12 protein-coding genes are annotated in these 11,948 nt (G+C 49.5%); 5 read left to right on the plus strand and 7 right to left on the minus strand.

Annotated features, from left to right (window positions below; genetic code table 11):
• The first annotated feature begins 11 nt into the window (after positions 1-11).
• From IAE30_RS27860 to zinT, 4 genes are all read left to right on the plus strand, one after another.
• Positions 12-428 carry a TIGR03751 family conjugal transfer lipoprotein gene (locus IAE30_RS27860; RefSeq protein ID WP_200547416.1) on the plus strand — a complete coding sequence of 139 codons (417 nt, stop codon included), beginning with the start codon at positions 12-14 and terminating at the stop codon, positions 426-428.
• A complete protein-coding gene (locus tag IAE30_RS27865; protein ID WP_200681430.1) occupies positions 428-3,292 on the plus strand; it encodes a conjugative transfer ATPase in 2,865 nt (954 codons plus the stop codon). The genes IAE30_RS27860 and IAE30_RS27865 overlap by 1 nt, the downstream gene beginning before the upstream one ends.
• A complete protein-coding gene (locus IAE30_RS27870) occupies positions 3,289-3,684 on the plus strand; it encodes a hypothetical protein (protein WP_200547414.1) in 396 nt (131 codons plus the stop codon). The genes IAE30_RS27865 and IAE30_RS27870 overlap by 4 nt, the downstream gene beginning before the upstream one ends.
• 464 nt (positions 3,685-4,148) lie before the next feature.
• The gene (gene zinT / locus IAE30_RS27875; protein WP_200539415.1) at positions 4,149-4,835 is read left to right on the plus strand and encodes a metal-binding protein ZinT; all 687 of its coding nucleotides are present in this window, start codon (positions 4,149-4,151) and stop codon (positions 4,833-4,835) included.
• A 70-nt stretch (positions 4,836-4,905) separates the two neighbouring features.
• Here zinT and IAE30_RS27880 read toward each other — a convergent pair whose 3' ends face one another.
• The 6 genes from IAE30_RS27880 to IAE30_RS27905 all read right to left on the minus strand — a co-directional run bounded on the left by IAE30_RS27880 (position 4,906) and on the right by IAE30_RS27905 (position 10,150).
• Positions 4,906-5,427: a Fur family transcriptional regulator gene (locus tag IAE30_RS27880; RefSeq protein WP_200539416.1), complete on the minus strand. Its 522-nt coding sequence runs from the start codon at positions 5,425-5,427 to the stop codon at positions 4,906-4,908.
• Positions 5,428-5,574: 147 nt separating this feature from the next.
• Positions 5,575-6,831, minus strand: a complete 1,257-nt coding sequence (gene aztD / locus IAE30_RS27885) for a zinc metallochaperone AztD (RefSeq protein WP_200539417.1) — start codon at positions 6,829-6,831, stop codon at positions 5,575-5,577.
• 59 nt (positions 6,832-6,890) lie between these two features.
• Complete coding sequence (locus IAE30_RS27890; RefSeq protein ID WP_200547413.1) at positions 6,891-7,814, minus strand: metal ABC transporter solute-binding protein, Zn/Mn family; 924 nt, start codon at positions 7,812-7,814, stop codon at positions 6,891-6,893.
• The gene (gene aztB, locus IAE30_RS27895; protein ID WP_200539419.1) at positions 7,811-8,716 is read right to left on the minus strand and encodes a zinc ABC transporter permease AztB; all 906 of its coding nucleotides are present in this window, start codon (positions 8,714-8,716) and stop codon (positions 7,811-7,813) included. Before aztB ends, IAE30_RS27890 begins: the two co-directional genes overlap by 4 nt.
• Positions 8,713-9,441: a zinc ABC transporter ATP-binding protein AztA gene (gene aztA, locus IAE30_RS27900; RefSeq protein ID WP_200539420.1), complete on the minus strand. Its 729-nt coding sequence runs from the start codon at positions 9,439-9,441 to the stop codon at positions 8,713-8,715. The genes aztB and aztA overlap by 4 nt, the downstream gene beginning before the upstream one ends.
• Before the next feature lie 205 nt (positions 9,442-9,646).
• A complete protein-coding gene (locus IAE30_RS27905) occupies positions 9,647-10,150 on the minus strand; it encodes a DUF2938 domain-containing protein (protein WP_200539421.1) in 504 nt (167 codons plus the stop codon).
• A gap of 80 nt (positions 10,151-10,230) precedes the next feature.
• On the opposite strand from IAE30_RS27905, the gene IAE30_RS27910 reads away from it, so the two are divergent.
• Positions 10,231-10,629: a MerR family transcriptional regulator gene (locus IAE30_RS27910; RefSeq protein WP_200547412.1), complete on the plus strand. Its 399-nt coding sequence runs from the start codon at positions 10,231-10,233 to the stop codon at positions 10,627-10,629.
• 112 nt (positions 10,630-10,741) lie between these two features.
• Here IAE30_RS27910 and IAE30_RS27915 read toward each other — a convergent pair whose 3' ends face one another.
• Positions 10,742-11,929, minus strand: coding sequence for an FAD-binding oxidoreductase (locus IAE30_RS27915; RefSeq protein ID WP_200547411.1), 1,188 nt, complete (start codon positions 11,927-11,929; stop codon positions 10,742-10,744).
• Positions 11,930-11,948: the final 19 nt, after the last annotated feature.

An 11,948-nucleotide genomic window follows, 5' to 3' on the forward strand; every position in this document is an offset into this window, starting at 1 on the left:
GGAGAATGACCATGAGTATTACTACAAAATTCGGGGTTTTCATGATTATTGCAGCCAGCACGCTTGCCGGCTGCTCAACAAACAAAGATGAAATGCTGCCGCCGGGCAACAGCAACATGCTGGAGCTGTGGAAAGGTACCGACGGTGAATCAGGCGTCTCGCGCGGCAGTGAAGCCCGCAGCACGCTGCGCCGTGGTCTTTCTGACAGCGAGCAACAGGCCGCACTGAGCGAAGATCGCAGCTACAGCCGCACGCAGGAATCCGAAATCAGCCAGCAGTTCCCGCGACTGCCTAATCCTGACATGGTGATGTACGTGTTCCCTCATCTCGCACAGGGAAACACCCCCGTGCCCGGTTACAGCACCGTTTTCCCCTTCTATGACCAGACGCAGTACGCCATGCCTGGCGAACGTACGGAGGCGCTGTAATGTTCGGACTCTTTAAAGGGAAATCCCCTGAAAAAAACCGCCGCTTATCTGACGTTTCTGAGCAGGCCGGTCCGGAGCCCGTTGTCCGTCCCGGTAAAATGTCACAGGCCGATGAAAAACGCGTTTACTCCCATAATCCGTCCATCGTTGATTATCTGCCGTGGGCAGAGTTTCTGGATGAGGAGCAGTGCCTGCTGCTTGATGATGGTATCTCAGTGGGTGCCGTCTATGAAGTGACGCCGGCGGCAACCGAAGGCCGTCCTGACGAGCGACTGGAGCAGATCCGCGACGTGGTTGAAGATGCGCTGCAGGACAGCTTTGACGACCTGGCGAGCAATCCGTGGATCGTTCAGTTCTACTGTCAGGATGAAAATAACGTCGATGCCTACCTTGACCGTCTGCGCGGCTACGTCAGGCCGCACGCGCAGGGCAGCGGGTTTACCGAGGCGTGGCTTAAGGAAACTGAGCAGCATATGCGCGGGATTGCGCGTCCTGAAGGTCTGTTTGAAGACAAGCTGATCACCGGCCAGCCGTGGCGCGGGCAGCAGCGGCGCACGCGCATGGTTATCTACCGCTGGGCGACAAAAAACAGCGTTGATTTGATGTCACCCATCGGCATGCTGAATCAGGCGTGTGAGCGCCTCTACAGCGCCTTTTCCAGCGTCAACATCTACTGCACGCGCCAGAATGGCCTGCAGGTTCACGCCTGGCTGCTGCGGATGTTCAATCCTGCGCCCGAGGGCATGAATAAAGAAGCATTTTACCGTGCGGCGGCCTATGAAGACAGCCGGGATACGCCTGCAGGCATGATCCCTGTAGAGAATGATTTCGCCGAAACCCTGCTGTTCACGCCGCCACGTTCTGACGTTGAAAACGGCGTGTGGTGGCTGGATAACATTGCCCATTCCGCCATTTCCGTGGAGCGCCTGCGTAAACCCCCTGAGCCCGGCACGCTCACCGGCGAAAAGAGCCGGGGTGAAAAGAAAATTAACGCGCTGATGGACACGTTCCCCGAAGGCACCATGCTGTGCATGACGGTTGTCGCAGAGCCGCAGGACACGCTGGAAGAGAAATTTAACCGCCTGGCGAAAAACGCTATCGGCGAGAATACCGAGTCGGGTCGCGTCCGTCAGGACGTCGCGGCGGTAAAGGATCTGCTGGGAAACCGCCACAAACTGTATCGTGCGGGCATCACCTTTATCCTGCGGGCAAAAGACATGCCCAAAATGAACCGCAAGCGCATCGAGCTCAGCACCGTACTGCTGAACGAAGGGCTGCAGCCGGTACGCGCTGAACATGAAACCGGCCCGCTTAACACCTGGCTGCGGGCGTTGCCTATGTGCTTTAACCCGCAGCATGACAAAAAAAACTGGTATACCCGCCTGACGTGGGTTCAGCACCTTGCCGGGCTGCTGCCCGTCACCGGCCGCGAAACCGGGACCGGTAACGCCGGATTCAGCTTTTTTAACCGTGGCGGCGATGTGCTTGATTTTGATCCCCTAAATAAGGATGACCGCTCTCAGAACGCGCACATGCTGCTGTTCGGACCGACCGGCGCAGGTAAATCCGCCACGCTCTGCTCGATGCTCTGTCAGCTGATGGCCGTTCACCGCCCGCGCCTGTTCATTGCGGAAGCCGGTAACAGTTTCGGTCTGACCGCTGACTACTTTGAAAGTCTGGGCCTTACGGTTAACAAGGTCAGCGTCAAACCCGGCAGCGGCGTATCGCTGCCCCCCTTCGCTGATGCGCATAAGCTGTTTGACGGCGACGCGCCCGCTCCGGCAATTGATGAGAGTGACCTGCCGGAAATTGAAGACGATCTGGATGATGATGAAGAGAGCGGTAAGCGCGACATTCTGGGCGAGATGGAAATTTCTGCCCGAATGATGATCACTGGCGGCGACCCGAAAGAAGATGCCGCGCTGAAGCGTGCCGACCGCGCCATGATCCGCGAAGCGCTGATTATGGCCGCACGTAAAACTCTGGATGAAGGCCGCCAGATGCTGCCGGGCGACCTGCAGAATGCGCTTAACGCCATTTCACTGGAGACTGAGAGTGGCAGCGGGCAGGTGCGTAACGAAACCCGCCGGGCAAAAGCGGCTGAAATGGCGGAATCCCTGGGCATGTTTACGCAACACGGAAGCTTTGAGGCAGAGCTCTTTAACCAGGAGGGCTCTCTCTGGCCGGAGGCTGACGTTACGCTGATTGACCTAGCACACCTTGCCCGTGAAGGGTACGAGGCGCAGATGGCGCTGACGATGGTGTCGCTGACCAACACCATTAATAACATTGCCGAACGTGACCAGTATCTTGAGCGCGACATTGTTTTTACCGTGGATGAGGCGCACGTTGTGACGGTTAACCCACTTCTCGCCCCCTATATGACCAAAGTGGTCAAGATGTGGCGTAAGCTTGGTGCATGGCTGTGGCTTGCCACACAAAACCTTGAGGATTACCCGAACGCTGCCGGCAAGATGCTGAATATGGCGGAATGGTGGATCTGCCTGACGATGCCGAAAAAAGAGGTGGAGGATATTGCCCGCTTCCGGACGCTTTCAGAAGAGCAAAAAGCCGTACTGCTTTCCGCCAGTAAGCTCTCACTGTGCTATACCGAAGGCGTGGTGCTCTCGAAGAAAATTGAAGCGCTGTTCCGCGCTGTTCCACCCAGCCTTTACCTCGCGCTAGGGATGACGGAGAAAGAAGAGAAAGCCGAACGTAAAGCACTGATGCGTAAACATAACTGTTCTGAGCTGGACGCTGCTATTCTCGTAGCGAAAAAACTGGATCGTCTTCGTGGATTGATGACGGAAGATGCCGCCGGGATGGACGAACACAACGATAAGAGAGCGATGCTGACCGCATGATTAAACTTAAGTATGCGCAACCTCTGACCCAGCGCCCTGCGCCGGATGAAACGCCTGTCCCTGTTATGTTCAGCCTGCACCCGCAGGGTGAACCCGCGATGACCGCAACGACGGCCGAGCGACTGACCGCAATGGAGAACGCGCTGAGGTCAAGGCTGCAACCGCCGGTCACGATCACCTGTAACCCGCATCGTATCGGTAAGAGCAGCTGCGTGTCGGTTCATCTTGAGGACAGCAGGGGCAAGCGTGCGGACATTCTGCTGACGCAGGAAGGTCGCGCCGGACTCCCGCTGGATCACGAATTTGATTCACCGCGCTGGCATGTAAATGTGCCTGACGCAGCGGATATGGTTTTCATGACGCTATGGATCAACAACATTTTTTCTGACTGATTTCAAAATCAGCATGTAACCGGCCTAAAGGCCGGTTTTTTACGCTTTATTCTATGGGAATAATATCTTGCTATGTCCTTTAGGAGTGAACGCAACTTGAATTCATTTTCATAATTTATAGCTTCTGTAATCGCAATAAGTGTTTGTTAAGCTGGTTCTTAAGGACTGATCCAAGTACGTGGTGAATCGAGAGCGGCATGCTATGCGAGGTCCTAAGAGATACTGCAGTGGAAACTAAGATGGTTTGCTGAATTAACCGACAAACAAGTCAGTTTATTACATGTCAGTGTGGCAAGCCATGGTATCTAGAAGCAGGACAGTGGCAATACTTTTAGCAAAACCGGGCACATACACCTTTCTTTCTGGTGCATCAGGGGCAATCAATACTTTAAGTGAAGTTTGCAGGGGTAATTGAAATGTTATAGCATAACATTTCAATTGGTAACCAAACTTAAGGATTTGTTGTGTTCATTAAAATCAATACCTTATCCATTGTCCTGTCAGGATTGCTTACTGCCGGGCAGGCTTTCGCTCATGAAGGTCATTCTCATGAGCATGCACATGGTCACAATCATGCTCATTCGCATGGCGCACCCATGACAGAAAAAGAAGAAAAAGCTTCACATGGCGTCTTCGATGATGCTGATGTTAAAGACCGGCCTTTAACTGATTGGGAAGGGATGTGGCAATCTGTCTACCCAATTCTTTTATCTGGTGAAATGGATCCTGTTTTCCAGAAAAAAGCGAAAGAAGACACCAGTAAAACGGCTGAAGAATTTAAAGAATATTATAAAAAAGGCTATACAACGGATGTAACTGAAATAGGCATTGAAAATGGTGTGATGGAATTTCACGTCGATGGGAAAGTGAATTCCTGTAAATATGATTATGCGGGCCACAAAATCCTGCATTATGCATCAGGAAAAAAAGGGGTACGCTACCTCTTTGAGTGTAAAGATGCCAATTCGCATGCACCGAAGTTTGTTCAGTTCAGTGACCACACCATCGGTCCGCGCAAATCTGCACACTTCCACTTGTTTATGGGTAACACTTCTCAGGAAGAGATTCTGAAAGAACTGGATAACTGGCCGACATACTTCCCTTATCAACTTACCAGTGAACAGGTAGTTGACGATTTACTTCATCATTAAGTTAAAAATGCGTTCACAGGGCATGCTTTAGCGAGCATGCTCTCGTGCTCATTATTTAAATGAATTTAATTCAGTTATGAGATTTACAATTCTTGCAGATGACATTCAGTTCAACTGCATTGCAGGTAAGTTGATGACCTAGTCCACTGAGTAGATGGGTAATACTTAACTGACAAAAGTTATCCGTCAGTTCTTCTATCATCCCGCATTCAGAGCAAACAGTGAATATGCTCAATATTTTGTTTGACTGAAATCGCCTTACAATAAATTTAGATTGACTTTGCAGTTTAACTGCCAGGCCAGTTTCAATAAGGTAGTCGAGCACTCTGTACACACTCGTTGGCTTAGTATTTTCTTTTTTTAACCTTAAAAAATCCAGTATCTCGTAAGCAGTGATGCCTTGTGATCCAGATCTTAAGATAAGAATGAAAATAATTTGTCTTTTTAATGTGAACTTTAATTTTGAATGCCTGAGTTTATTTATCAGACTGTTGATTTCAATCTTCTCAACACCACTCAAATGAATATCAAACTCATTTTTTAGCGTGTCATCTAAAGAGAGGGTGCCCTCTTTTTCTTCATCAGAAATCAAAGAAACTCCTCATTTTAAAATTAACATTTCAAGGGTGGTGTGTTCATAACACTTTGTTAGATGAACAATGAATTTTTCTATAAAGATGAAGTATAGGTTTTGTGAAAGAGGCCTCCTGGAAGGCCTTTTTCAAATTACTTAAGGAAATTAATGAGCGTGTTCATGATCGTGGTGATGATTGTGATCATGATGATGCTCTCCATCATGTTTCATTCCAGTACCGCCTACGGCAACGATGTTGAATGGATGGCCTTCAACTTTAATATCAGTTATTTCTTTTAAATCCGATGTTCCTAATACATGGATTTTACTCTGCAAGGGATCCGTAATGAAAATTTTATCATCCGCGACTGCAATACGTGGTCGTGGATCATTCCAGTGCCCATCCATAGAGTAAGCATCGGTTACTCGTACAGATTTCGTGATTTGACCTTTAATCACATCAACCTGATTTAACTTACCATCTTCGGTAAAGACATAGGCAAATTTCGGATGTACCGGGTCTACTGCAAAATGAACGCGGCGGGTAGGTAACTGAACAAGGCGGAAGCTCTGGGTGTCAGACGGGTCGATCAAAAGAATACGGTCCGGACCATAGTTCCCGATAAAGTACTGCATACCCTTGCCGCCAATCATAGTAGATACGCTACCTTTGGGAAGATTACTGGAATAGGGCAGATGTCGGATTTCAGGCTTGTCACCTTTCTGGGAAACCAGAAGTATTCCGGTTTCGCAAGAGAGCGCGTAGGTGTCACCAGATCCTGCAGAGCCGTGTAAGCCCGGGCACAAAATGTTTTCGCCAGCTTTTTTACTATCAAGTCCAACAATTCTGGCACCAACAGGACGTTTTGATGCGTCCTCGGGATTAGGAACTGAAATTACGGCATAGTTATCATAGGGCACGGCTACACCATGATGTGGCGCACCAACGAAAACCCTTTTTCCATCATTGAAGCCTTCCAGCATTGATTCTTCGCTGTAGACGAGAGTGTACTGTTCACCATCGAACCATTGCGCCACTTTTCCCTGGCGCTCTACAAAGTGACCAGGTTTATTACCCTTGATTTCGATTTTAAGTAATTTAGCGTTGCCAACGTCAATGTCTGCATGGTCACCGTGATCATGGAATGAAATTCCTGAAGAAATTACAGATACCGTATTAGCTTTACCCTGCACTGCATATACCGTTGCGCCACTTTCACTACGATAAAGAGTCGCTGGCCCTTTAGTTGAAAAAGCATCCAGCTTTTTTCCATCAACAGCATCAATTACATTAACCATCGGTTTATCGTGATCGGATACAAACAACCGCCATGCTGAAACATTTTCATCTGCTAATGCCATATTTCCCATTGTGCTGATTAAAGCAGCAGAAATTGTCAGAGGTAATAAAAGCTTCTTCATATCAAACTCCATTGTTTTATAATCTTGATTACAGTTTTTTGCGTGACATTAATTTGGTTTTATTCTGTGGCCAGCGCATCAACGATTGTCCTGGTGTTATGTTGCATCATTTTTATATACGTTGGTGCCGGGCCTGCGGTCGTAGAAAGTGCATCGGAAAAGAGTGTTCCCGAAACAGGTAAATTAGCCTCTGAGGCGATCTGCTCAACCAGGCGAGGGTTGGAAATATTTTCAGAGAAAACTGCGGATGCTTTATCTTTTTTAATTTCTTTTAAAATTCCAACGACATCAGCAGCGGAAGCTTCCGATTCGGTTGAAACACCCTGCGGTGATAAAAAATGAATGCCATGCTCATGTTCAAAATAGCGGAAAGCATTATGGCCTACCACTACAGTACGGCGCGATTCCGGTACTTTTTTTATCAGGCTGTTAATTTCAATGGCCAGAATATTAAGTTTTGCATCATAAATTTCTGCATTTTTTTGATAACCGGCACATCCTTCTTTATCTACAGAACAAAAAGCTGCTGCAATATTTTTTATATAAACACGAGCATTTGCCAGTGACTGCCAGGCATGAGGATCAAAAGGAGCCGCATGGAAAACTGCCTTACCATTATTGAAGTGATAATGACCTCCGGAAGGGTCACGAAGGATTTCAGCGCCTTTGGTAACTTCTGTCACTGTTGCTTTACTGTCACTGGCCTGAATCAATCGTGTGATGAAACCTTCGAACTGCAAACCATTAGTTAATACGACATCAGCTTTAGACATGGCAATTGCGTCAGCCGGTGTTGGTTCATAAACATGCGCATCGCTGTCCGGACCAACGATTGTGCGTAGGGAAATACGATCCTGGCCCACATTTTTTGCTAAATCGCCAAGAATAGAAAAGCTGGCTACAACATTCAGTTTTTCGCCGGCTTGCGCATGCGCAGATAGTGATAACAGTATGGCAACAGCCAATGAGGTTGAAGATTTCATAACGACTTACTCCGTTCGTGAGGACGTGTGTCAGGTTTATTTAGAGAACGACGAACTACCCGTCGTTTTTGGTTCATCACGGCCAGAGTAGTTAAAATGAGATAGATAACTCCATTGGCCAGAATAATGGCTGGACCTGATGGTAGTGAATAGTGAAAAGAAATAAGAAGGCCGCTTATGCAAGAAATCATACCCAGCAGAACTGCAGTAAGGCATAAACTGATGACTCTTTTTGCCCAGAAGCGCGCTGTGACGGCCGGCATGATCATCAGACCCACAGAAAGCAGCGTACCCAGAGCCTGATATCCAGCAACAAGGTTTATTACTAACATAGCCAGAAACACGCAATGTACCGGTAACCCCAGGCGGGAGACGGAGCGCAGATAAAGTGGGTCCAGGCAGTCAGCAATGAGCGCACGCCAAAAAAATGTCAAAGTTAACAATGACAAGACGCATACACCGATCATGAGTAATAGCGCTTCATAGTTGAGGGCCAGTACGCTTCCAAACAGCACATGCATCAAATCAACACTTGATCCACGCAAAGACACAATCATTACACCCAGCGCCAGTGATATGAGATAAAGGGCTGCCAGTGATGCATCTTCGTTTTGAACGGTAAACCGTGAAACCATTCCTGCGCCTAATGCGACTATTAGCCCTGCTACCATGCCCCCCAGAGTCATAGGAATGATTTCCAGTCCGTAAAGAAGAAAACCAATTGCAGCTCCTGGCAATACAGCATGAGACATGGCATCACCAACAAGGCTCATCCGGCGGAGTGTCAGAAACACACCCACAGGACATGCACTCAAAGAGAGCAGTAGCGAGCCTGTTAATGCGCGGCGCATAAATCCAAACTCAACAAATGGATAAATCAAATAGTCATAAACGGACATCATTCAGGTGCCACCTTATTGCTCGTCAGTTCCTCATGAAAGCAAAAGGGCAGGGGCAAATGACTGTCCTGCAGAACCTTACTGGTTTCCCCCCACGCCAGAAGTACGCCATTGACAATTATCGTTTCGGGAAAGTGTTGCTTAACTAACATAGGATCGTGGATTACGACGATTACCGTCCGGTTATCGGAGTGCCAGGTTTTAATAAGTGACAGCAAAACCTCTACGGTTGGTGCATCAATTGCGTTAAAAGGCTCGTCCATCAAAATGAGACTGGCATCCTGCACAATCACTCTTGCGAATAAAGCACGCTGAAACTGACCCCCTGAAAGCTGGTTAATCGGAGTATCTTCAAAACCTTTAAGGCCAACAGAATTCAGGGCATCGCTGATACGCATTTTGTCTTTCCCTGAATGCCTTTTAAGCAACCCCCGGTCCTGCCACAGGCCCAGCGAAACCAGGTCCTGCACGTTTGCAGGGAAATTGCGATCGAGTTCAGAGGACTGAGGCAGATAGGCGATACGTACACCAGGCTTAGAATGGCAACTGCCTGCTATCGGGCTGAGAATTCCCGCAATACCCTTCATCAATGTCGACTTTCCAGACCCATTGGGTCCAATTACCGCGGTCAGGCTCCCTGTCAGAAATGAGCCTGAAACAGCTTCAATCGCAATGTTTCCATCATATCCAAGGGTTAATTCCTGCAAACTTATGGCAACTTCTGACATCTTAAAACCAACCTGATCCTCAAGAGTGGTGCATATGTTATAACATAACATTTCAAAATGTAAGTAAGTTTACCCCTAAGCGGAAGGTCTGACAGTTAGCAGCGTCAGATAAGAGACATTCCCATTCAGGGGTTAAACCAGTCGTAGCCGTCAAAAATCACGTTCTCCTAACTCTTGACGAATTTCGGACTGAGCAGCTGCATGGTTATGAATTTTCAAATAATAAAGGGATTAACAGCTGAGACGCTATACAAAGACCTATCCCGAATGACAGGTGTGTCAAAAAAGTCATCAATCTGGCAAGCCATGGCCGGGGCGTGCGCGATGCTGCGAGGCCGAAGCCGAAAGCAGGTTGCAGAATAAAAAACGGCGCCATCATGGTCAGGATGCCCGTTACTGTTCCTGCCAGCAGAGGAGCCTGGCCGAACCAGTCTTTGCCGCTTATCGCCAGTGGTATGCATGCGAAAAGAATGCCCGTCAGGTAATGAAAAACCCACCCTGAAACAATTTCTCCCCAAACGCGCGGCGTTGTCATGATGGTGTGATGCACAAACTTTCCCTTCAGGCACCACAACATCCATCTCCCGACCAGCGCATAATTGAGCGGCGGGATCTTTAAAATGCGTTTCTGAAACTGTGACCACGTATCCATAACCAGCGTTGCGCCAATGCCTGCGATGAGCGTTTTTGTGACAAGTAAAGCATCCATAATCGGTTTCTCATTGAGTAAATGTTAATCTGACAGGCAGTTTGCAACTTAAAGTCAGGTTTAAGTCAATGCCCTAAGAAATGGATATCAGGGAAGTGTCAGACATCACGGGCGTTCAGCCCTCCACGCTGCGTTTTTATGAAAAAAAGGGGCTTATCCGCTCTGTAGGCCGGAACGGCCTGAGGAGGCAATATCATGAGAGCGTATTAGGTAAACTTCAGCTGATAGCGCTGGGGCAGGCGGCCGGCTTTACGCTTGATGAAATTGTTCCCATGCTGAATACGTCCGGATCGGTTGCTCTTGACAGAGAAATGCTTCTAAACCGGGCTGCGGAGATTGACTGGGCCATAAGTCGGCTCCGTCAGATTAGCAGGGGGCTGAAACACGTAGCGCGCTGCCACAAAGCGGAGCATGGCGAGTGTGAAGAGTTCCGGAAAACCGTGAAGAAAGGACTCAGGCTTATTCACTGGCCAGAGTGAAACGAACGGTCAATCAGCAGAGAGTAAGGAAGCTTTTAGCCTGAAGTAACTGACAGACCACGGCCTTCTCGTGTTAATGAAAAGGCAGAGGCTTTAAAAATGCTGCTGAAAGCTATTGTGCGGCGGGAAAATGAAGGGTGGAGAAGGCCGGAAAGTCGTCAGCCGTTTTGCCCAGCAGTCTGTCGGGGGAATAGTCATGAAGCAGAGCCGATCGCGACCCCTGCAGAATTTCTTCTGCTCCCAGCCTGCCAAGAAGCGGAGCCAGCGTCATGCCGCTGTGGGTGACCATCAGATACACGCGCTTATGTGGTGTGACAAAACCGATGCCGGGAAGCCCGTCAGCCGGTCGCGAACGCTGTCCGACCGCGATCCGCTCAATTTTTGCAGAGCGGGTGTTATCAAACAGTCGACGCAGCCTGTGCAGCATTTCCTGACCTATGTAGCCTTCAGCAGGGACAGACGCCGCGGGGTCAGCGAGGTGATCCAGGTCAGGAGCCTGAAGCAGCAGCCGGCCGCCTCCGTCTGGCCGGACGTTAAGCTCTGGGGTGATCAGGTTGGCACTTAACTGCGTAAGCTGTGGCGTGGTCACCGCCAGAAAACCACAGGCAATCCGATTGGGCTGGTTGGGATCCACCATGGCAAGCTGGAGACCAAGTCGCGACATCAGTTCCCGTGACCACCGGCCCGTAGCCAGCACCAGGCTGTCACCTTTCCATTCTGAACCGTCATCAAGGTGCAGTATCACTCCCTTTTCATGTTCAGCGATATCCCTGACGCCGGCATTGATATGAAGTGCTGCCCCGTACCGGCGCGCTTCAGCCCACTGATGCGCAAGGAATACCGAGGGATGAAGCAGGCACTCTTCCGGAAAATGCCAGATGCGGTCTGCGCGGGGATCGATCCGTATCTCCGGCACCCGCGTTCTGAGTTGCGCCTGCGACAGCTCCTCTGCGATGTAGTCTGTCTGACGCAGGCGGGTAACACGCGCGGTGAGTCGCTCCTGCTGTGCGCTGTTCGTTGCCCACTCATAGGTTCCGCTCTGCTGCAGCCACTGGCCTTCAGAGCGGGAATTTTTTTGTAGCTCAGCGTGTTCACGCATCGCCGCCACGTTCAGCGCGTGATAGCTTGCGGGATTTTTACCGTTCGAATTGATCCACGCGAAAGTCGTTGTGCTGGTGCCGGCCCCGATGTCACTCCGTTCGAAAACGGTCACATCCGCACCGCTGGCGCTGAGAGAGCGGGCAGCCGAGAGTCCAAGAGCTCCGGCACCCACAATGGCAACGCGTTTTTTGTTCGTCAAAACAGTCTCCTTCAGGCAA

This window comes from Pantoea sp. S61 (assembly GCF_016625145.1).
In the GTDB taxonomy this organism is placed as follows: Bacteria; Pseudomonadota; Gammaproteobacteria; order Enterobacterales; family Enterobacteriaceae; genus Pantoea; species Pantoea rwandensis_B.